The organism is Streptomyces sp. NPDC044064 (assembly GCF_056434245.1).
Genome location: NZ_JBWKFN010000007.1, coordinates 126,861 through 148,076, shown reverse-complemented (window position 1 = coordinate 148,076; position 21,216 = coordinate 126,861). Strand labels below are relative to the sequence as shown.

The following is a 21,216-nucleotide window of genomic DNA, read 5'->3' as shown; positions in this document are numbered from 1 at the left end:
GGGATCGCGGGTGGCGGCTGCGCGGTGAGCAGTTCCAGGGCACCACGCAGCAGGGTGCTGGAGGTGTGCATGGTGTACGGGAAGTAGACGACTTCCACGCCGACCTGCGCGAAGCGCCGCTCGAGCACTTCCCACTTGGGCGTTCCCCGCCAGTCGTCGCCTTTGAAGATGACGTGGAAGCCGATCCGCTTCCACACCTCCAGCTTGTCCTCCTCCAGCTCGACGACGGCCGCGTCGACGCAGCGCAGGCCGCGCACGATCGCCGCGCGTTCGGAGACCGGGATGACCGGCGACCTGCCCTTGAGGCGCATGGTCAGGTCGTCGGAGGTGACTCCCGCGACGAGGTGGTCACAGTGCCGCCGCGCATTGCGCAGCAGGTTGAGATGCCCGATGTGGAACAGGTCGTAGACGCCGGGCGCGTATCCGATGCGTGTCATGTGTGCGCGTCACCCGCCGCCCGGGCATCGGCCTTCGCGGGGACGGTCACCTTCAGGAAGTGGGACTTCGGCGAGGTGTTCGTCCCGTCCGTGACCTCGATCCGGTACCGGTGACGCGTACCGGCGCCCACGGAGTCGGTGTAGCTCATCCACGGGCGGTCCCAGTAGGTCGACGACGACGTCTGCCGCGAGACGATCCGCCCGTCCCGGTAGAGCCGGTAGGTCAGCGCCGCGGTGGTCCGGTCCCAGGAGGCCTGCCAGCGGAGGGTGACCGTTCCGGGGCTCTCGGCGGAGACCGAGAGGGCGGGTGCCTCCGGCGCGACGGTTCCGGGACCGGCCCCGAAGCGGGTGAGACTCTGCTGCGGCCGGTCGTTGACCTGGCCGAACTCGCCGCCCACCCAGAGGATTCCGCGCGCGACGGCCAGGGCTCGGGGCCCGACCCCCGCCACGCCCTTCCCCGCCCCTTCGTCGGTGTCGGGGAACCAGTGCAGGATCGTGCTGTCCTGCGGTGACTGGGCCAGCAGGTGTTGCCGGTCGTGCCGGTCGGGGAAGCCACCGGGCGTGGCGGCGCAGTCGTGCGCGTGCGAGGCACTGTAGAGGACGCCCTTGTAGGGCAGGACGGCCTGAGTCGCGCCGAGGCAGGTGTCCTTCCACACCATGGTGTCGTCACTGAGCCGGCCCGCGATGCGGCCGTCGAAGACGCCTTCGCCGCTGCCTTCGGCGGCCACGTAGAAGTTGGTGCCGTCGTGCGCGATCGACTTCACCGCGGACTTGGGCGGCAGCCAGAACGGATAGGTGTGCGTCAGTTCGCCGGTGGTGGGGTTCAGAGCGGCCAGCGAGTGGACCAACTGGTTGTCGACGCGCTCGAACTCGCCCCCGACGTAGAGCTTTTCGTGTGCGGGTACGACCGACAGGGCGCGCACCGGAGCATCGATGTCCGCCTCGAACGGCAACAGCGTGCCCCCGGGCGTGAAGGCGGCGACGTGTTTCCTGGTCCGGCCGTCGACCACACCGAAGTCACCGCCGAGATAGACCGTCCGGTCCGTGGTGTCGATCGCCCGGACGGTCGAGGACACCGCCGGCCGGAAGTCCTTGCGCAGGGTGCAGCCCGCCGTGTTCAGGGCTACGGCGCTCGCCACACCGGTGGCCCCGACGTGGCTGAAGGAGCCGCCCACGTACAGCACACGGCCGTCCGGCGAGGCCTTCAGGGCGCGTACGGTTCCCTCGCCACCGGTGAACGACGGCGCGCAGGGCAGCAGGGCCCCGGTCACGGCGTCGAACGCGGCGAAGTTGTGGCGCGGGATCTCCTTGGCGCCGGGTGCGGCACCCGGCGGCCGTACCGACGTGAAGGTTCCCCCGGCGTAGACGACACCACCCGCGGAGGCCAGTGACCAGACGATGCCGTCGGTCTGCCAGGTCGCCAGCGGATCGGCGCTGAACGCGGGCTTGGGCGCCGTGCCGGCGGCCATGGCGAAGGAGGGGTCGAGCAGGGCGGTGGAACAGCAGAGCGTGACGACGACAGCCCTGGTGGCCGCCTTCGTCGGGAGCTTTCTCAGGCGCAAGGGACACCCCGGATAGCAGTGCTGTGGGCGGCACGCGGGGAATGGGGCGGGGCTTCCCTGGCCCGGACCGTGCGCCCCTGCCTGGGCTCATGCGGCGCGACGGCGCAGCACTCCGACCAGCTCGCTCACTCCCAGCGATCTTCGATACCACCACAAAGTAGTACCGAATACACACATTCCAAAGGTCATCCCCACGGCGAGTCCTGACGGGGTGTCACCACCCAGCAGACGCACGGCCGCCAGCACCACCGAGACGGCCAGGGCGACGCCGAGGGCAGTGGTGTAGCCGCGGTCGACGGTCGTGAAGCCGAGGCGCAGGCGGATGAGCAGGGCCGCCGAGAGGTTCTCCACGATGATGGCCGCGCCCCAGGACACGGCGGCACCGAGGACGCCCCACACCGGCACGGCGAGAATGCCGACCGTCAGCTGCACCGCGAACGCCAGGGCGGTGATGGCCAGGTGCCACGAGCTCTTGCCCGCCATGAGGAGCACGGTCTGGGCGTTGCCGACCGCGACATTGATCAACGAGGCCACGCACAGCACGACGAGGGCGGGTGCGCCGTCGACGAACTCCGGGCCGAAGACGGAGAGGACGGTCCGGGGGTAGCCGGCGACGAGGACGAACAGCGGCCAGGAGAAGAGCACGATCCAGCAGGTCGAGACACGGTGCAGATGGCGGGCCTCGCAGATCTGGTCGACGGCGAGCAGCCGGCTGATCTCGGGTGCCACGGCGAGCCGGACGGCGAGTTGCAGCAGGGTGCCCGCGGTGACCACGCGGCCGATGGCGGTGTAGACGCCCGCCTCGGTGCTGGTGGCCAGTGCCGACAGCAGGATGACGCCTACCCAGACCGCGCTGATGTCGAAGATGGAGGAGACCGCGCGTGGTGCCGCGAAGCTCCAGAAGGAGCGCCAGGGCGCGGCCCCGCGCTCGGCGGGATGTTCCGTGCCGCGCAGCGCACGGCAGCGGCGCAGGGACAGCCAGGCGGCCACGGTTCCGGCCGCCGCGGGCAGCAGCCAGGCCGCGGCCAGGGGCAGCATCCCCGGTGCGTAGTACGCCACCGGAACGGCGATCAGCACCCGCAGTACGGGCTTGCCGATCTGCTCGACGCCGACGAACGGCACCACCGTGCCGTGGCCCTGGGTGGCGCCGAGCAGGACCAGTCCGACGGTGGCGACGGGCAGGAACAGCGCGAAGAGCCGGACCAGCGTGATCGCGTCGGCCGGCCGCAGATGGGGCAGGAGGGTGGTGGCCACCGCCGGGAACAGCAGCAGCGGCAGGGCGGCCGCGGTGCTGGCCACGGCCGCCGGTACGACGGCGGCGCGCAGCAGGGCGCCCACCGATCGGCCGCCGTTGACGGCGAGGTCGCGCGAGACGCAGCGGACGAGCCCGGTGTCGGAACCGAGCTTGCAGGTGTTGCTGAGGATGGTGAACAGGGCCACGCCCGTGAAGACCGCTCCCGCTCCGTTCGCTCCGGCGGCGCGGGTGATCAGGCCGACGAGGAGGAAGGCGAAGACGGCGTTCGCCGCGGAACCCGCCACACCCCACCAGCCGCCCCGTGCGGCAGCGGCGACCCCGCTCGGGGCGGTGGCCCCGGCGGGGGTGGGAGCGGTGGCGTCGGAGGCGGTCACCCGCGGTTGGCCGTGAGTGTGTCGTCCTGCGCAGGGAGTTCCACGATCGGCGTGGCGGGCTCCACCGTGGGACGGTGCTCGGGACGGCGGCGCAGGGCGGCGCGCAGGCGGCCGCGAGCGCGGCCGGCGTCGAGCACCACGCCGAGGAGGTTCCCGCCCGAGCAGCCGATCAGCTCGTGCGCCCGCCTGAGGTCGTCGCGCCGCGTGGCCGCGAGGTGGGTGACCAGGAGGACGCCGTCGACCCGCTGGGCGACCGCGAGCGCGTCGGCGTGCTCCAGGAGCGGCCGGGTGACGACGACCGCGGATCCGGAGCCTGCAGCGGGCAGTACCCGGTGGACCGCGGCGGACACGCCCGTCCGGACCTGTGAACCGGTGCTGCCGCTGGAGCGGCAGACGAACCGCCCGGCGGTTCCGGCGTCGACGACGAGGCTCCCGTCGGGCAGGGCCTCCTCCTCGGTCGTGCGGGCGTCGTCCGGTACGCGCGGCAGTCGGGTCGCGAGGCCGGGCGTGCCGGGGTCGGCGTCCACCAGCAGCACCTCGTCGCCGCATTCGGCGAGGGCCGCGGCCACGTTCGCGGCGACCTCCCCGGCGGCCGCACCGCGCCGGGGGGCCACCACGAGCAGGCGGCCGGCGCCGTCCGGAAGCCCGGTCCGGCGCAGCCGGTAGGCCAGGGCGCGGTAGGCCTCCGTGCGGTCACCGCCACTGCGGCCGACCGTCAGCAGAGCCTCTTCCCCACGGTCCCCGGCGGGCAGCATGCCGAGTACCGGAGCCCGCAGCGCGGCGCGGACCTCGTCGGCCGACCGGACCCGGGAGTCGAGTGCGGAGCGCAGCCAGGCCAGCAGGATGCCGAGGGCGAGACCGCTCGCCAGTCCGAGCACGAGCAGGGTCGGCAGGCCCGGCCCCGAGGGCTTGGTGGGGGCCTCGCCGCTGCGCACGACGTCACCCCCGGTGGTGTCACGGGAGTTGATGTCGGAGACCCGCTTGTGCAGGGCGGCGATCTCGCTCTGCGCGGCGGAGTCCGTGGAATCGCCGTCCTCGTCCTTCTTCTTGGCCGCCTGCTTGGTCACCGCGGCGATCTGCTGCTCCACGCCCTGGGTGGCCCGCTGTACGGCGGCGTCGTTACGGCCCTTGCGGTCGGCCAGGTAGGCATCGGCGAAGGCGTTGGCGCCGCGCGCCGCGCGCCCGGGGCTGCCGGCGGTGAACTCGAAGCGGAGGACCTGGGACTTCGAGGGGTTGGTGACCCGCAGCCGGTCCTGGAGCGCGCCCGCACGGCTCGCCGGCTGTTTCAGGGTGTGCGCCGCGCGGATGGCGACCGCGGCGCTCGCGGCGATCTGCTGCTCGGTGCTCATGCTGACCTGGTTGTCCGCGGCCACGGCGACCGTACCGAAGGGGTCGGTGGTGGAGCGCACGAGGACTTCGCTGGTGGAGGTGTAGGTGTGGGCGCGGGCCTGCGCCAGGGCCGCTCCGCCGAGCAGTCCCAGGACGATCCCCAACGCGATCACGGCGCGGTGGCGCAGAAGTCGGCGCAGTTGGTCGCGTAGCTGGTCCGGCTCGTCGTACCGGTCGTCGAGGTGGAAGGGGCCGGTCACGAGTGCCCTCCTGTTCCGGGGATCGATGCGTGACGGGTGGGTGCGGTCGACATCGCCGCTGGGCGGAGCCGGGATGCCCGGGCCGTGGGGGTGGTGATGAGCAGCGGAACGGTCATCAGCAGCATCAGCGGGCCGACGATGCCGAGCAGGCTGCCGCGCAGGAAGATCATCTGATAGAAGGCGAAGGCCGGGACCAGCAGTGCAGCGAGGGTGCCCGGCCGGTCGCGGAGCCGGTGCCGCACGTCGTCCATCCGGCGGCCGGCCGCGCCGAGCAGGAAGAACACGACGGCGACCGCGGGCGGTCCGGCCCACAGATAGCTCTCGATCCACAACGGCGCGGAGAGATTGAGGAAGTCGTAGCCCGCGTACCGGGCGAGGGTGATCCCGGTGTCCTCGGGCTTGTCCGGCCACACCGAGCGCGGGACCAGGAACAGCGGGGGCCCGAGCGCGCTCTGGGGCGAGAACCCCTTTTCCCGCGCGTAGTCGATGCCGGTCTGGATCTGCTGGAAGGCGTCGTAGTCGCCGTTGGTGGTGAACTGCTCGGCGAGGGAGACGACGGCGATCTGCTCCCGGTCGCTGTAGCGGAAGTAGTCGCTGTAGGGGAAGACGAGCAGCACGGCCGTCATGAGGGTGGCCGCGACGGCGCGGAAGGCGCGGGGGCGGCACAGCCTGGGCACGGTGAACAGCAGGGTCAGCAGGACCGTGCCGGCCCAGAACCTCGGCTTGCTGACAGGGTTGTTGACGACGACGTTCAGGGCCAGGAGCAGCGGCAGCAGCAGCCTGCGGACACCGCGCAGCAGCCGGTCGCCGCCACGCAGCCGGGGCACGTGCAGCAGACCCAGCAGGGCCCAGAACGCGGGTACGGACAGCGACCAGTTGCGCAGGGCCATCACAAAGGCGTCCTGCGCGTTGTCCATGGCGCCGGCTTCGCGCAGGGCCTGACGGCTCGTGAAGTAGGCTGCCGGGCCGCCAGGTTGCGTGGGAATCAGCAGCACCGCGAGGGCGAGGGCGAGTCCGCAGAGCGCGATGAGGCGCCAGGGCGCCAGGCGGCGGGACAGCAGCCGTTCCACGACTCCGGGTGAGGTGACACACGGGCGGGCGGCGAGCGTGCGCTCCCGGCGGGCGGCGAAGGCCGTCCCCGCGCTGTGGGCGAGGAGCCCGAGTTCGATGACGGCCACGGCCGTGAGGGCGGTGCCCTCACCGGCCCGGTAGGCCCACGGGTACGTGTCGGTGGCGAGCATGGCCAGGGGTGCAAGGCCGAGCCAGATGTAGGCGAAGACCCAGAAGCCGAGGGCGACGAGGCGCACCGTGGTCGCGGTGAGCACGCGGGTGAGCGCCACACCGGTGTGCGTCACGACGACGGCCTGCAGGGCGAGAGCCGCGGACAGATGCGCGCCGTTCGACTGGAGGATCAGGCCCGGCAGCAGGACGATCAGCGCCACGGTCCAGAGCGAGACCGCAGCCACGCCGCGGACGCCGGCGTCCCGCGTCCCGACTTCTGCGCCACTCGCACATTCCAACTGAAACTTCATCAACAGCTTTATAACGCCCATTTACCCGTATTCCGCACAGGCGCGCGCGAATCCACAGCTCCGCAAAGCCGTGCGCGAGCCCAGTCATCGGGTGACGAAGGCATTCGAAGCGGCGCGCCATTTACCGCAAATCGGGACAAATGTGTATTGCTTATCGGACCAGAATCCGGGACAGAGGAGTTGCCGATGAGCAAGCAGGTGGACGTCGTCGTTGCCGGTGGCGGGGGATTCATCGGCGGCCATCTAGTGGGCGACCTGCTGCACCAGGGGCTGACCGTCCGCTCCATCGACATCAAGCCCCTGCAGGAGTGGTACCAGGTCCACGACGCCGCGGAGAACGTGATCGCCGACCTGTCGCTGCTGGAGAACGCGCGCGCGGGCGTCCGGGGCGCGCGACAGGTGTACATGCTCGCCGCCGACATGGGCGGCATGGGCTTCATCGAGAACAACAAGGCCGCCTGCATGATGTCGGTGCTGACCAGCACGCACATGTTGCAGGCCGCACACGAGCACGGCGTGGAACGGTACTTCTACTCGTCCTCCGCCTGTGTCTACGCCGCCGGCAAGCAGACCGACCCGAACGTCACCGCGCTGCGGGAGGAGGACGCCTATCCGGCGCAGCCGGAGGACGGCTACGGCTGGGAGAAGCTCTTCTCCGAGCGCATGTGCCGCCACTTCACGGAGGACTACGGGTTCACGTCACGCGTCGCCCGCTACCACAACGTGTACGGCCCGCACGGCACATGGGACGGCGGCCGCGAAAAGGCCCCGGCCGCGGTCTGCCGGAAGATCGCCGAGGCGGTCCTCTCCGGGGACCACAGCATCGAGATCTGGGGCGACGGTCTGCAGACCCGCTCCTTCATGTACATCGACGACTGCCTGCACGGCACGCAGATGATCATGAACGGGCACAGTGACGTACCGGTCAACCTCGGTTCCTCGGAACTGGTGACCATCAACCAACTCGTCGACATCGTCGAGGAGATCGCGGGTGTCCGCTGCGAGCGCAGCCACCGGCTCGACGCTCCGCAGGGCGTGCGCGGCCGCAACTCCGACAACACCCTGATCCGCGAGATCCACGGCTGGGAACCGTCGATCTCCCTGGCCGACGGTCTGGAGAAGACCTACGCCTGGGTCTACGACCAGGTCAAGCGCTCCCACCAGTGAGCCCCGACCACGTGCGAGGGCACGAAGAGCAGATGCGGATCCTCGTCCACGACTACAGCGGCCATCCGTTCCAGGCCCAGCTGAGCCGGGAGTTGGCGCGCCGCGGTCATGATGTCGTCCACTCGACGTGTACGGCCTACGTCTCCGGCAAGGGCAACCTCGCCGGAGACTCCCCCGGACTCCGCTTCGTCACCATCGGGGACACCACCCGGCTGAGGAAGCAGGCCTACTTCCACCGGCTGCACCAGGAGACCCGGCTGGGCCTCGAACTGGCCCGGCAGGTACGGCGCGAGAAGCCCGACGTGGTGCTGCTGTCCAACCTGCCGATCCCGGTGCTGGTCGTGACCGCGGCCGTCCTGGGCAGGCTGCGCATCCCCTGGGTGCTGTGGCACCAGGACGTGACCGCGGTCGCGTTGAAGAGCTTCGCCGCCGCGCAGGTCGCGAAGTCGATGGGCCTCGCCGCCAAGGTCTTCGGGGCGGGCGAGAAGTGGTCGGCTCGCCAGGCCTCGGCCGTGGTCGTGATCGCCGACTCCTTCGTGCGGGTCCACGAACGGTGGGGCACCGCCGACAAGGTCACCGTCATCCCCAACTGGGCACCGCTGGACGAGATCACCCCGGTGGCACGGGCCAACTCCTGGTCGGCGGAGCACGGTCTGAACGACGTGCGGACGGTGCTGTACTCCGGCACGCTGGGCCTCAAGCACAACCCGGTGCTGCTGGTGCAGCTGGCCGAGCGACTGCGGGAGCAGGGTGATCCGGTGCGGCTCGTCGTCGTCAACGACGGTCCTGCCGTGCCCGTCCTCAGGGAGGCCGCCGCGGCCCGCGGGGTCGACCTGGCCCTGCTGCCCTTCCAGCCCTACGAGCGGCTGCCCGAGGTGCTGGGCACGGGCGATGTCCTCGTGGTCCTCCTCGGACCGGACGCGGGCCAGTTCTCGGTCCCGTCCAAGACCCTGTCGTATCTCTGTGCCGGACGGCCGGTGCTCGGTCTGATGCCCGCCGACAACCTGGCCGCGCAACTGCTCCGTCAGGCGGGGTCGGCGGTCCTGCCGCCGGAGGAGTCCGCGCTGGACGGTGCGGCCTCCTGGGTCCGGAAGGTCCTGGCCGACCCATCTCGCGCGGAGCGGCTGGGCAAGGAGAGCCGGGCCCTGGCCGAGCGCGAGTTCGCCCTGGAGAGCTGCGCCTCCCGCTTCGAGGACATCCTCCGGAGGGTGAGCGCCGCCCCGGCCCGCTGAACCGGCCGTGTGGACACACGTGCCGAATGCCACGGTCCGCGCCGCTGTCCATCCGCGGCGCGGACCGTGGCGACGACCGGCCGGCCCGCAATCGGACGGCCTACGAGCAGACCGCCGGCGACCGGACGGCGGCGACCGGACGGCCGACGATTCGGTCACTGCCGATCGGACGGCCGACCCTCCGACACCGACGGTCAGACGACCGGCCTCGATGCGGCCGGCTCCGCCTCCCGCCGAGTGTGGTCGGCACGATCCGAACCGGTCCCGCTCCCCCGGTAGTTCTCCTCCAGCCGGTCCACCACGGCGCCGATGGAGTAGACGTCCTCGACCACGCGCCGGCCGGCCTCCGCCAGTTCGGCGCAGAGGTCCGGATCGCCGAGCAGCCGGCGGACCGCGTCCGCCATGGCCTCGGGACTGCCGTCGGTGACGACCGCGGCACCCCGGCGCGCCAGCTCGTCGGCGATGCCGCAGGTGTCGGTGAGGACGACGGGCGTGCCGACGGCCATCGCCTCGATGACGGTCATGCCGAACGGCTCGTTCACGCTGGCCAGCACATGGACGGCCGCCGTCCGGTAGGCCTCGCGCGCGTCGGCGGGATCGAGCGCCCCGCCGTAGCGGACCACGTCCGTCAGCCCGTCGGCGATGAGCCGGCGTACGGCGGGCAGCGATCCGTCGTCCGGGCCGTACAGCGTGAACCGGGTCCCGGGCAGCTCCTTGTGGACCAGCGCGGCCATCTCCACGAAGGCTTCCGGGCGCTTGCGCGGATGCAGCCGGGCCAGGAACAGCACATGAGGGTCGCGCTGCCGCCGGGGACCCGGTTCGGGCGGGCCCGGCCGGATGCCGTTGGGCAGGATCCGCAGCGGCGGGCCGTCCGGTCCGAGCACCTGGGCCACCAGCCGGCGCTCCTGCTCGGTCAGGACGAAGCAGGTGCGTGTCCGGCGCAGCAACGGCAGGTACAGCCGGTCGAACAGGCGGACGGGGAGCGCGGTGCGCGGCTCGACCATGCCGTGGGTCTGCGCCACGCACGGGACGCGGCGCAGGGCGGCGACGGCGAGCGCGGTGAGGGAGACCAGATCGCGTCCGGCGTGCACATGCACGACGTCGGCGTCGCCCATGGCCCGCCACAGGTCGCGCACGAGCAGGGGATGCAGCAGGCCGATGAAGCCCTGTCCCGGCAGCAGCGTACGGGCCGGCCGGGAGCGGAGCCGGACGGGGCCGATGCGGTCCGGGCCCCGGCCGCTGCCCCGCCACAGCGACATCAGCGTGACGTCGTGTCCGCGTGCGACCAGTTCCTCGGCCTGGGCGAGGGCCACGCTCGGCGGGCCGCCGAAGGCACCGTCGTCGCTGACGAGCGTGACCACGTGGAGCAGTCTCATGCGCAGACTCCCTTCGTCGTCAGGACCGCGCCGGCCGGGAGGTCCCGGTGGGCCACCACACCCGCGCCCACCACGCCGCCCCGGCCGACGGTGACGCCACGCAGCACCACGGCACGGGCCGCGACCCAGCTGCCCGGTTCCAGCCGGATCGGCCCGTTGTCGAACTCGAAGGTGGCGGAACGGCGGCGATGGCTGCCCGTGCACAGCAGCGCGCTCTGGGACACACAGCAGTCGCTGCCGATCGTGACCGGTTCCAGGTTGAGGATCCAGGCGCCCTCGCCGATCCACACGTCGTCGCCGATCTCCAGCTTCCACGGCCAGTGCACCCGCACTCCGTGCCGGATCAGCACCCGTGCTCCGACCCGGGCTCCGAACGCGCGCAGCAGCCCGGGCCGCCAGCGGGCCGGGAACCACCACTTGACGAAGAACAGATGGAGGGCGGCGAACCAGGCGGCCTGGACGAGCAGGGGCCGTCCCTTGTCGTATCCGGCACCGGTGAAGCCGCGCAGGGATCGCGCGACGACGGTCTGCGCCATGAGAGTGTCCCTTCCCGAGGACTCAGGCCATGGTCGCGATCTTTCCCGCCCCGGGAGCCGCGTCGCCCGCGATCACGGCGTGTTGGCGGCAGGCCTGCCCGGATGGCGGATCAGTAGGCGCCCTGGCCGCTCAGCACGGCCCGTACGGTGCGGGCGAGCACGTTCATGTCCACGGCGAGGGACCAGTTGTCGACGTAGCGCAGGTCGAGGGCGACCGTCTCGTGCCAGGACAGGTCCGACCGTCCGCTCACCTGCCAGAGCCCGGTCAGGCCCGGCTTGACGCTGAGCCGGCGCATCTCGACCGGGTTGTACTTGACGACCTCCTCGGGCACCGGAGGGCGTGGGCCGACCAGGGACATGTGGCCGAGGAGGACGTTGAACAGCTGGGGCAGCTCGTCCAGGGAGTAGCGGCGCAGGAGGCGCCCCAGGGGCGTGATCCGGGGGTCGCGGCGCATCTTGAACATGTGGCCGTCGTTCTCGTTCGCGGCCTCCAGCTCGCTCTTGAGCCGGTCCGCGTCGACCACCATCGTGCGGAACTTCCACATGGGGAACGGAGCGTTGTTCCGGCCCACCCGCGTCTGGCGGTAGAAGGCCGGTCCGGGCGAGCCGAGCCGGACGGCCAGGGCCAGCAGGAGCAGCAGTGGCGCGAGCACGACGACCAGCAGCAGGGCGCCCGCGCGGTCCAGGACGGACTTGAGCAGCGTCGGCGTGCCCCGGCGCAGCGGCGGCACGATGTGCAGCATGGTGAGTCCGGCCGCCGAGGTGAGCCGGACCCGTCGGCGGGTGACGTCGACGATGCCGGGCAGCACGACGAGCGCGCACCCGCGGTCGTGCAGCGCCCAGGACAGCCGGCGCAGCCGCTCGCCCGACATGTGCGGGCCCGGCACCACGAAGACCAGGTCGGCCGAGAGCCTGTCGGCCGCCCCGAGCACCACCTCGGCGTCCTGCTCGGGGGTTTCGGGCGCCGCGCGGGGCAGCCGCAGGTCCACGGGTACGCCGGAGAGCACCTCGTCGTCCCCGACCGGGCAGGTCCCGACGATCACGTATTCGTGGTCGGTGCGCTGGGCGAGCTGCTCGACCACCGCGTCGACCGTCGGGCCCTCGCCGATCACCAGGACGTGCCGCAGTGCGTGGCCCCTGCGGCGGGCGGCCCGCAGATGACGGTGAATCACCTTCTGGCAGGCCGCGGTGAGGACGAGGGCGGGGATCAGCGCCGTGAACGCCTCGGCCGGCACGCTGCCCAGTCCGCACACCACGCGCAGCGTCGCCAGGGCGCCGACCAGCACCAGCCAGTCCCGGACGACGGCACGCAGGCCGCCCCCGTCACCCCAGGCGGCGAGCGTGTAGCGCTTCCCGGCCACTCTGATCAGCGGCCACAGCACGACGGCCACGGCCGCCAGCCGCAGCGGATGGGGCTCGCGGACCTCCACGATCGCGGCCGCGACGGGCAGCGCCGCGCCGGCCAGATCCACGCAGACCGACAAGGGCCCGTACCAGCGCGCCTGGGTGCCCTCCGGTTGGACGGGCCGGCGCGGCATGGGGACCGGCACCGGTCGGGATGCCGCGATTCTGAACGGCCGCATGCCTCTCCTTCGAAGGCCCGATCTTCAGAAGGCCCGATCTCGGACAACGGGCGCGGCCGCACGGTCCGCTGGGAGGGGATGGCCACACCTTGATGTGATCTTTATACCAAGCTATATATCCCCATAACGGAATTGATGGTCATAACGCATTAATGATTTTTTAATGCCATAGTTCCGCCATGGACTTCACGACTGCCGGCATCCGACGCGGTATCCGTGCCCGCCGTGCGGCCCTGGCCCTGGCCGGCGCCGTCGGCATCGCGGGTGCCGCCGTCCTCACCGTCGTCCTCCCCGACGAGGAGCACCGTGCGCCGGACCGCGCCGGGCACCCCGCCCCCGGCTCCTCCCCCGGCTCCCCCGGTGAGGCTCCCTCCCCCGGTGCCCGCGGACTCGGCGACCCGCTCGCGCCGCTCGACGGCAACGGTGGCTACACGGTCCGCCGCTACACCCTCGACTTCGACTGGCGCGCACCCCGCACGCCCTTCGCCGCGACCACCACCATCCGGGCCACCGCCACGCAGGCCCTGTCCCGCTTCGACCTCGACTTCGCGGGCAACGCACTGCACGCGGTCACCGTCGACGGCACACCGGCGAAGGCCGTGCGCGACGGCGACGAACTGGTCGTCACCCCGGCGAAGCCGATCGCCCGCGGAGGTGCGTTCACCGTCCGGGTCGCCTACACGGCCGACCCCACGCAGCGACGCCACCGCGACGACGCGATCCAGGACTACGGCTGGGTGCCCACGGCCGACGGCACCCTGCTGTCGCTCCAGCCCGACGGCGCCAGGATGGTCTTCCCGGCCGACGACCACCCCGGCGTGCGGGCGCCGTTCACCTTCCGGATCACCACCCCGCCGGGGCTGACCGCGGTGGCCAACGGCCGGCTCGTCGGGCACGTGCGGCAACCCGACGGACGCACCCGGTGGACCTACGACTCCGAGGAACCGGTCGCGGCCCAGCTGGTCCAGCTGGCCATCGGGAGGTTCTCCGTCGTGGACGGCACGGGCCCGCGCGGACTGCCCGTCCGGGACGTGGTCCCCGAGGACCTGGTCACGGACACCGAGGCGTACCGGTCGCTGACCCCCGAGCACCTGGCCTGGCTCGAACAGCGACTCGGCCCCTATCCCTTCCGCCGCTACGGCGTGCTGGTCGGGGACACCGACCTGCCGGTGGCCCTGGAGACCCAGTCGCTGTCCGTGGTGCCGAGCGCCGATCTGTCGGGGGATCAGGTCGGCGCCGAGCGCAACCTCGTGCACGAGCTCGCCCACCACTGGACCGGCGACAGCGTCGCGATCCGGCGGTGGTCCGACCTGTGGCTGAGTGAGGGACACGCCCGTTTCTACGAGCTGCTCTACTCCGACACGCACGGCGGCATCGACCTGGAGGGCATGATGCGTGCCGCCTACGAACAGCACGACCAGTGGCGGCACGACGACGGCGCACCCGCCGAGCCCACCGCGTCCACCCTGTTCCGCCAGATGCGCTACGACGGCTCGGCGCTGGTGCTCTACGCGCTGCGGGAGAAAGTGGGCGAGGACACGTTCGACCGGATCGAACGCTCCTGGGTGACGACGTACCGGGGCCGGGCCGCCGGTACCGCGGACTTCGTCGGGCTCGCGTCCCGCGTGGCCGGTGAGGATCTGACGCCCTTTCTGACGCCTTGGCTGTACGGGCCGCACACGCCGCCCATGCCGGGACACCCCGACTGGCAGGTGGACCCGGTCGAGGACTGATCCCTCCGCAGGGGCGGGCAGGGTGCCGCCGACCGGGTGGCCTGTGCCCGACGGCTGGTCCACGCCGGTGACGCTCGGCGCGACGCGGCGCGCGAGGCACGGAAACGTACAAGGGGTGACGCGAAGGGCAACCCCCTTTGCCCTGAAGGGCAGTCCACTGTGCCCTGGTCGCATCTGTCCTGGCCACCACGCTGAACCTCGTCGGAGGCACCTTCATGAAAAAACGCGTCGCCCCCCGCGTCTCCAGTGCCGTACGCGGGCACCGGCGGATCATCTGTGTGACCGCTTCGGCGGCGCTGCTGGTGCCGTTACTGATCGACCGCTCGGGGGAGGTGGCGCCGTCCGACCAACGTCTCCAGGACGACTACAAGGCCGCCGCGAACGAGTACCACGTCCCCCGGAGCGTGCTCATGGGCGTCTCCTACCTGCAGTCGAGGTGGGACTCGCACCAGGGCGCGCCGAGCGTCGTCGGCGGCTACGGTCCGATGCACCTGGTGGACGCGCCCCAGCCCCCGCAGGCACCGCAGCCCAAGAAGGCACGGCCGCGCGCGGGGGCGGCGGGATCGACCTCCGCGCGCACGCCGGCCCCCGCGGCGGACCTGCGCCGGGCCGCACGCCTGACCGGGCTTCCGGCCGAGGAGCTGCGGACGGACGACGCGGCCAACGTACGCGGCGGGGCGGCACTCCTCGCGGCCACCCAGCGACAGCTCGGCAAGCCGCTCAGCTCCAATCCCGCGGACTGGTGGGAGACCGTGGCCACCTTCCCGGGGGCCGCCGACCGGGCTTCGGCGGAGACCTTCGCGGACGATGTCTTCGACGTGATCCGCCGGGGCGCGCACCGCATCACCGACGCGGGGCAGCGGGTCACCCTCGCGGCGAGCCCCCGTGTCCGACCGCACCGCCCCGCCACCACCGGCGCGCCGCACCCCAAGGAGGTCGACTGCCCGCCGGAGCTGGCCTGCTCCTGGCTCAGCGCGCCGTACGTCCGGATCGACGACGACGAGTACGGCAACCACCAGCTGGCCGACCGGCCCAAGGACCAGCGGATCGACTACATCGTCATCCACGACACCGAGGCGCCGCTGGCGTCGATGCTGCAGACGATCCAGGATCCGGAGGAGGCGTCGTGGCACTACTCCATCCGCTCCCGTGACGGCCACATCACCCAGCACATCAAGATCAAGGACGCGGCCTGGCACTCCGGCAGCCAGTTCGTGAACGCCCGCTCGATCGGGATCGAGCACGAGGGGTTCCTGCGGCATCCCGACGCCTGGTTCACGGAGACGATGTACCGGTCCTCGGCCCGCCTGGTGAAGTACCTGGCGAAGAAGTACGGGGTTCCGCTCGACCGGCAGCACATCTTCGGCCATGACAACGTGCCGGCTCCGACCGAGGACTCCATCCCGGACATGCACGACGACCCGGGCCCCTTCTGGGACTGGCGGCACTACTTCGACCTGCTCGGCGCGCCGCTGAAGGCGACGGCCGGGCCGGACAGCGACGTCGTGATGATCCTGCCGGACTACCCCACGCACAACCCGCTGTTCACCGGCTGCACCAAGAGCGGTGTGAAGTGCGCGCCGCACGGCTCCAGCGCGGTGCGCCTGCGCACCGACCCGTACGACAAAGCTCCGCTGATCCAGGACCCGGGCCGGCACCCCGACGGCGCGGACTCCACCGTGGACGTCAACGACCTGGGGTCGCGGGTCTCCGCGGGCCAGACCTTCGCGGTCGCCGACCGCAGCGGCGACTGGACGGCGATCTGGTTCCAGGGGCACAAGGCCTGGTTCAGGAACCCGAAGAGTCACCCGACGGCGGTCGGTGCGCGCGGCCGGACGGTGACCCCGAAGGAGGGTCTGAGGGAGGTCGAGGTGTTCGGCCGCGCCCTGCCGGAGGAGGACGCCTATCCGGAGGGGACGGACGAACAGCCCGAGGAGTCGCCGCTCCCGTACACCATCCGTGCGGGCCAGCGGTATGTGACACAGTCCCGCGTCCTCGGTTCCTACCTGGAGAAACCTTCCTCCGACGACTCCCCGTCCCCCGTGGTGCAGGGCCAGGAGGAGTACTACGAGATCCAGATCGGCCACCGGCTCGCCTATGTCCGGGCGAGTGACGTCGACGTGATCAAGTCGGCGTCCGCGGCGGCGGGCCCGCCCGGACAGGCGGCGCCCGTTCCCCAGCGCTGACCCGAGGGGCACCCGGACCGTCGGCTACAGGCCGGCGGCCCGGTGCGTGGGCCGGCCCGCCAGCACCGTGAGGACGACCGGCAGACGGGCCAGCTCGGTGTCGGGGACCTCCAGCGGGTTCTCGGCCAGCACCGTCAGGTCGGCGCGCCGGCCGACGGTGAGCCGGCCGGCGAGGTCCTCCTGTCCGGCGGCCCAGGCCGCGTTGACGGTGATGCCCTGCAGCGCCTGCAGTGCGGTGAGGGCCTGGCCGGGCCCGTGCGGGGGCAGGGAGAGGTCGGCGGGGCGGCGGTGCCGGGCACCGGCCATGACCTGCAGCGGCGGGTACGGCGCGATGGGCCAGTCGGAACCGAGGACGACCCGGGCCCCGGCCGCCCACAGATCGCGGCAGCGGAAGGCGCGCCCGGCCCGCTCCTCGCCGAGCCGGCGCGACCAGTTGTCGGTGTGGTCGGCCCGGGTGAACTCGCAGCAGTGGGTGGGCTGCATGGACGCGGCCACACCGAGCAGTGCGAAGCGCCGCACGGTGTCGTCGGGCACCGTCTCGATGTGCTCGACCCGGTGCCGTACCGGGGCCGGGTGCCGCGCACGGACCTTCTCGACCGAGTCGAGCACGTGCCGTACCGCCGCGTCGCCGATCGCGTGGGTGGCGGTGGGCACACCGGCCCGGTGGAGGGCCTCGATCACCTGGGTGTAGCGCTGCGGGTCGGGCCAGTAGGCGTGGGCCGACTCGCCGTGGCAGTCGGGGACTTCGAGCCAGGCGGTGCCGTTGTCGATGGTGCCGTCCATGAACAGCTTCACGCCGGCGACCTGCCACAGCGCGCCCCCTGTGCCCTGCAGCCGGACGAGTTCGGCGACGGCGTCGTCGTCGGCCTCCGGCCGGCACCAGGGGGCGACCCGCAGCCGCAGGGGCAGGGCGCCCTCGGCCTCCAGGGCGGCGTACACGGACAGGCTCTCCCCGTTGGCGTCCATGGCGTGGCCGCCGGTGAGGCCCGCAGCCGCCATGGCGTTCAGGACCTCCGCGGTGCGGGCCCGTACCTCGGCCTCGGTGGGCCGGGGTGCGACGGCCTCGACCAGTTCGCAGGCCGCGTCCTCCAGCAGCAGACCGGTGGGCCGCCCGTCGGCGTCGCAGACGATCTCGGAACCCTGCGTGAACTCCCGCGGGCCGTCGACACCCGCCAGTTCCAGCGCCCGCGCACCGGCCAGCACGGAGTGTCCGTCGAACAGGTCGAGGAGCGCGGGTACGCCGTCGAGGACCGGGCCGAGCGCGGCCGCGCCGACCGGCTCGGTACCGAAGGCGTTGGGGTCCAGGCCCCAGCCGCGCAGCCAGGCCCCCGGCCGCAGGGTCCCGGCGGCCTCGGCGAGCGCCGCTCGTACGGCGGGCAGGTCCCGGCAGGCCGTCAGGTCGACGCCCATGGTGCGTTCGGCACCGGAGACCGGGTGCAGATGCCCGTCGGTGAAGCCCGCGGTCACCACCGCTCCGCGCAGGTCGACGACCGTGGTGCCGGGCCCGGCGAGGGTACGGGCCGCCCGGTCGTCGCCGAGGAAGGTGATCAGCCCGCCCTCGGCGGCGAGCGCGGTGTGCGGAAGGAGTCCGCCCGTGCCCGGGTCGAGCAGCCGGGCGGAGAGCAGGACGAGATCGGCGGGCACGGGGTCCTCCGGTGGTTCAGGGGGCGTACTTGATGTCGGGTCAGTCGGCCGTGCGGTCCAAACTCCCTGCGGGAAGGCGGAGTTCGCGCTCGGCGAGGGTGACGGCCATACGGGCCACGGCCCGCGGCCGCTCAGGGGTCACGGTGTTGGCGTGGGCGCCCAGGCCGTCGAGCACGACCAGGATCTGGACGGCCGTCACCAAAGGGTCGTCGGTGTGGAACTCGGCTGCCGCCACACCCTCCCGGACCAGCCCTTCCAGCCGTCCCCGCCAGGCAGCCTCCTGCTCGGAGACCCGGTCGGCGAGGACCGGCCGGTAGCGGCTGAGATGGCGCGCGTTGATCCACAGCCGGCTGATGGCGTCGTACGACTCGCCCGAGGTGCGGGCGAAGAACCGGGCCAGACGCACGGTGGGCGTGCCCTCCGGGCGCCCGGCCGGGAGGAGGCTGTCGAGCTCGCCGCTCGCCGCGCTGCCGAAGGCCTCGGCGACGAGCTCCTCGGCCGAGGGGAAGTAGTGACTGATCAGCCCCGGGCGGACGTCGAGCTCCTCGCCGATCCGGCGCAGCGTGATGCTCTCCAGCCCCTCGGCCAGGGCGATGACGGCGGCCGCCTCGACGATTTCGGCCCGCCGGGCGGCCGGGTCCTTGCGGACCCGCTTGCGCTGAACGCTTGACGACATGCCGGAGATGCTATTGAGTGTGCGACCAATAAGCAACTGGTCATGCGACCAATAAGCGACCAGGCCGATCCCACCGCCCCCGGAGGGCCTCATGGCGTCCACGCTCCCCGACCCGCATCCCGACGAGCGCCGCACGGCCGCCGACGGGATCGCGACGTCGTCCCCCGCGTCCTCGACCCCCGGGCGGACCGGCGGCATCGAGTCCCACGGCATCGACCACATCCCCGACTCCGAGCGCCGCGGCCGCCCCCGGGAGCTGTTCCCGGTGTGGGCCGCAGCCAATGTGAACTACCTCAGCCTGGTCGTCGGCGGCGCGCTGGTACTGATGGGGCTGAGCCTGTGGCAGGCGGTGGCCGTGATCGTCGTGGGCAATGCGTTCTGGCTGCTCACCGGCCTGCTCGCGGTCTCCGGCCCGGCCGCGGGCGCGCCCAGCGAGGTCGTCACCCGCGCGATGTACGGCATCCGCGGGAACCGGGTGAACAACGCCGTGACCGGCTGGATGATCTCCGTCTGCTACTTCGCACTGAACCTGGCCGCCGCGGCGACCGCCGCCTTCTCCCTGGTCGAGCGGACCGGCCTGCCGGTGAACAACGCGGTGAAGGCGCTCGTCGTCGTACTGATCGCCGCGGTCACCCTCGCCATCAGCGTCTACGGCCACGCCGCGATCATCCGGCTCTATGTGCCGGTCACCCTCGCCCTCACCGCCGTCTTCGCCGTGCTGGCCTTCGCCGTGGTGCGGCAGACCGACTTCGGCTACGTCCCGGACCGCCCGCTGACCGGCAGCGCGCTGTGGGCGACCGCGCTGGCCGGCATGGGGCTGATCGCGTCGGGCCCGCTGTCGTACACCACCAGCGCCGACTTCTCCCGCTATCTGCCCCGCAGTACGTCCGCGAGGTCGGTGGCCGGCTGGACGGCGTTCGGCGGGTTCCTGCCCGGCACCCTGGTCTGCTGTCTCGGCGCGTTCGCGGCGACCGCGGTCGACATGAGCGACCCGCAGGGCGCGCTCGAGGGGCTGCTGCCCGGCTGGTTCCGCCCGCTGTTCCTGCTCGCGCTGGTCCTCGGCACCGTCGCCCTCAACGCCCTGACCGCCTACAGCGCCGGTCTCGCCCTGCAGGCCGTCGGCATCCGCATCCGGCGCTCGCTCAGCGTCCTGGTCGACGGAGCCGTCTCCGTCTCGCTGACCCTCTACGCGCTGCTCGTGTCCGACTTCCTGGACACGGTCGGGAACGTCCTGCAGCTGACGGTGGTCCTGCTCGGCCCGACCATGGCCGTCTACGCCACCGACATCCTGCTGCGCCGCAACCGCTACGACGGCCTCGCCCTCGCCGACGAGACCCCGGGCAGCCCCTTCTGGTACACCGGCGGGGTCAACTGGTCCGGCGCGCTGGCCCTCGCGGCGGGCGTCGCCGCCTCCGCCGCGTGTGTCGACACCGTGTACACCGGGCCGGTGGCCGCCGCCCTGGGCGGCATCGACCTCGCCCTGCCCGTGGGGATTCTGGTGGCTTCCGGGGTGTACGCGGTGTCGATGCGCGCCCTGCGCCGGCAGGGGTGAGCGGTCGGGTGGCGGTGCCTCAGACCTCGCCGAGGAAACCCGGATCGGCCGGGCCCAGCTGCCGCGCGAAGTCCGCCGCCACGCCCAGGACTTCGCGCATCGCCACGGCCCGCCGGGTGGTGGCCGCAAGGTCCTCCTGCGCCTCCTCGGACCACAGGAACGGGTAGACGGTGATGCCCTGCGAGAGGTCCAGGGCGGCGGCCTCCTCGCGCCAGCCCGGCGGGCGCAACCCCTCGTAGAACGTCTCCAGCCGGCCGGACAGGAGCCACCACACCCAGGTGGAGTGGCCCATGTCCAGGGCCTCCCACTCCAGGGTGTCGGGAGCGAAGTACGTCATCCGGCCGGGATCGCCCGGGCGGCCCGCTCCGGCCGGGTCGTGGCCGTTGAGCGCGAACACCCCGCCGAGCACGTCGTGCCCGACGACCAGACCCGAGGCGGGGCGCCAGGCGGGATCGAACTCCTGCGGGAAGCCGTTGACCCGGCCCAGACCGGGCAGACCGCCCGTCGCCGACGAACCGCCGCCATACACCCGCAGCCACCCGTCGTCCAGGACGAGCCCACCGCAGTTCAGCGCGAGCGCGCCGAGCGTGGAGCGCGCGGTGACCTGCATCTGCAGCAGGCACCGCCGGCCTTCGCCGGGGTCGCCCGGCAGTACACGCACCGGCACGGCACTGGCCGCGAGCTGTTCCCGGAGCTCCGGCCAGGCCGGGTCGTCCACCTGGGCCAGTTCGTCGATCTCGCGCATCCGGGGATCATGGCACGCCCGAGGAGCCGGGCCCCGG

At 72.3% G+C, this 21,216-nt stretch carries 15 protein-coding genes and 1 pseudogene; 5 read left to right on the top strand and 11 right to left on the bottom strand.

Going from position 1 to position 21,216, the window contains the following annotated elements:
- Positions 1-14: 14 nt before the first annotated feature.
- The 5 genes and pseudogenes from AC07DS_RS13890 to AC07DS_RS13870 all read right to left on the bottom strand — a co-directional run.
- Positions 15-437: pseudogene (locus tag AC07DS_RS13890) on the bottom strand (FAD synthase family protein); the annotation flags it as partial.
- Complete coding sequence (locus AC07DS_RS13885; protein ID WP_479144992.1) at positions 434-1,999, bottom strand: YncE family protein; 1,566 nt, start codon at positions 1,997-1,999, stop codon at positions 434-436. The pseudogene AC07DS_RS13890 and the gene AC07DS_RS13885, both read right to left, overlap by 4 nt.
- An 87-nt stretch (positions 2,000-2,086) precedes the next feature.
- Positions 2,087-3,628, bottom strand: a complete 1,542-nt coding sequence (locus tag AC07DS_RS13880; protein WP_479144991.1) for a lipopolysaccharide biosynthesis protein — start codon at positions 3,626-3,628, stop codon at positions 2,087-2,089.
- Positions 3,625-5,217 (bottom strand): hypothetical protein, encoded by a 1,593-nt coding sequence (locus AC07DS_RS13875; protein ID WP_479144989.1) that lies wholly within the window; start codon positions 5,215-5,217, stop codon positions 3,625-3,627. Before AC07DS_RS13875 ends, AC07DS_RS13880 begins: the two co-directional genes overlap by 4 nt.
- Entirely contained in the window at positions 5,214-6,683 is a 1,470-nt protein-coding gene (locus tag AC07DS_RS13870; RefSeq protein ID WP_479144987.1) for a hypothetical protein, read from the bottom strand. The genes AC07DS_RS13875 and AC07DS_RS13870 overlap by 4 nt, the downstream gene beginning before the upstream one ends.
- A 252-nt stretch (positions 6,684-6,935) precedes the next feature.
- Here AC07DS_RS13870 and AC07DS_RS13865 point away from each other — a divergent pair, with 252 nt between their 5' ends.
- Entirely contained in the window at positions 6,936-7,916 is a 981-nt protein-coding gene (locus tag AC07DS_RS13865; protein ID WP_479144985.1) for an NAD-dependent epimerase/dehydratase family protein, read from the top strand.
- 11 nt (positions 7,917-7,927) lie between these two features.
- On the top strand, positions 7,928-9,148 hold the full coding sequence (locus AC07DS_RS13860) for a glycosyltransferase family 4 protein (protein WP_479144983.1): 1,221 nt from the start codon (positions 7,928-7,930) through the stop codon (positions 9,146-9,148).
- A 194-nt stretch (positions 9,149-9,342) separates the two neighbouring features.
- Here the strand turns inward: AC07DS_RS13860 and AC07DS_RS13855 are convergent, their stop codons facing one another.
- The 3 genes from AC07DS_RS13855 to AC07DS_RS13845 form a co-directional block, all read right to left on the bottom strand.
- On the bottom strand, positions 9,343-10,524 hold the full coding sequence (locus AC07DS_RS13855; RefSeq protein WP_479144982.1) for a glycosyltransferase: 1,182 nt from the start codon (positions 10,522-10,524) through the stop codon (positions 9,343-9,345).
- On the bottom strand, positions 10,521-11,060 hold the full coding sequence (locus tag AC07DS_RS13850; RefSeq protein WP_479144980.1) for an LbetaH domain-containing protein: 540 nt from the start codon (positions 11,058-11,060) through the stop codon (positions 10,521-10,523). Before AC07DS_RS13850 ends, AC07DS_RS13855 begins: the two co-directional genes overlap by 4 nt.
- 110 nt (positions 11,061-11,170) lie before the next feature.
- Positions 11,171-12,532 (bottom strand): sugar transferase, encoded by a 1,362-nt coding sequence (locus tag AC07DS_RS13845; RefSeq protein WP_479145298.1) that lies wholly within the window; start codon positions 12,530-12,532, stop codon positions 11,171-11,173.
- 290 nt (positions 12,533-12,822) lie between these two features.
- Here AC07DS_RS13845 and AC07DS_RS13840 point away from each other — a divergent pair, with 290 nt between their 5' ends.
- Positions 12,823-14,376 (top strand): M1 family metallopeptidase, encoded by a 1,554-nt coding sequence (locus AC07DS_RS13840; protein ID WP_479144978.1) that lies wholly within the window; start codon positions 12,823-12,825, stop codon positions 14,374-14,376.
- A gap of 215 nt (positions 14,377-14,591) precedes the next feature.
- Positions 14,592-16,562 carry an N-acetylmuramoyl-L-alanine amidase gene (locus AC07DS_RS13835; protein ID WP_479144976.1) on the top strand — a complete coding sequence of 657 codons (1,971 nt, stop codon included), beginning with the start codon at positions 14,592-14,594 and terminating at the stop codon, positions 16,560-16,562.
- A 24-nt stretch (positions 16,563-16,586) separates the two neighbouring features.
- On the opposite strand, the gene AC07DS_RS13830 is transcribed toward AC07DS_RS13835, so the two are convergent.
- Both AC07DS_RS13830 and AC07DS_RS13825 read right to left on the bottom strand, forming a co-directional pair.
- Positions 16,587-18,206: an amidohydrolase gene (locus tag AC07DS_RS13830; RefSeq protein ID WP_479144974.1), complete on the bottom strand. Its 1,620-nt coding sequence runs from the start codon at positions 18,204-18,206 to the stop codon at positions 16,587-16,589.
- 40 nt (positions 18,207-18,246) lie between these two features.
- Complete coding sequence (locus AC07DS_RS13825) at positions 18,247-18,882, bottom strand: TetR/AcrR family transcriptional regulator (protein WP_479144972.1); 636 nt, start codon at positions 18,880-18,882, stop codon at positions 18,247-18,249.
- Positions 18,883-18,973: 91 nt separating this feature from the next.
- On the opposite strand from AC07DS_RS13825, the gene AC07DS_RS13820 reads away from it, so the two are divergent.
- Positions 18,974-20,434, top strand: a complete 1,461-nt coding sequence (locus AC07DS_RS13820) for a purine-cytosine permease family protein (RefSeq protein ID WP_479144970.1) — start codon at positions 18,974-18,976, stop codon at positions 20,432-20,434.
- Between the two features lie 19 nt (positions 20,435-20,453).
- Here AC07DS_RS13820 and AC07DS_RS13815 read toward each other — a convergent pair whose 3' ends face one another.
- Positions 20,454-21,179, bottom strand: coding sequence for a DUF2625 domain-containing protein (locus AC07DS_RS13815; RefSeq protein WP_479144968.1), 726 nt, complete (start codon positions 21,177-21,179; stop codon positions 20,454-20,456).
- Positions 21,180-21,216 lie beyond the last annotated feature (37 nt).

Bases quoted from the DNA above. Each gene is read 5' to 3' on its own strand.
- AC07DS_RS13865 (WP_479144985.1), top strand. From the start codon at position 6,936: ATGAGCAAGCAGGTGGACGTCGTCGTTGCCGGTGGCGGGGGATTCATC.
- AC07DS_RS13855 (WP_479144982.1), bottom strand. From the start codon at position 10,524: ATGAGACTGCTCCACGTGGTCACGCTCGTCAGCGACGACGGTGCCTTC.
- AC07DS_RS13850 (WP_479144980.1), bottom strand. From the start codon at position 11,060: ATGGCGCAGACCGTCGTCGCGCGATCCCTGCGCGGCTTCACCGGTGCC.
- AC07DS_RS13840 (WP_479144978.1), top strand. From the start codon at position 12,823: ATGGACTTCACGACTGCCGGCATCCGACGCGGTATCCGTGCCCGCCGT.
- AC07DS_RS13835 (WP_479144976.1), top strand. From the start codon at position 14,592: ATGAAAAAACGCGTCGCCCCCCGCGTCTCCAGTGCCGTACGCGGGCAC.
- AC07DS_RS13825 (WP_479144972.1), bottom strand. From the start codon at position 18,882: ATGTCGTCAAGCGTTCAGCGCAAGCGGGTCCGCAAGGACCCGGCCGCC.
- AC07DS_RS13820 (WP_479144970.1), top strand. From the start codon at position 18,974: ATGGCGTCCACGCTCCCCGACCCGCATCCCGACGAGCGCCGCACGGCC.
- AC07DS_RS13815 (WP_479144968.1), bottom strand. From the start codon at position 21,179: ATGCGCGAGATCGACGAACTGGCCCAGGTGGACGACCCGGCCTGGCCG.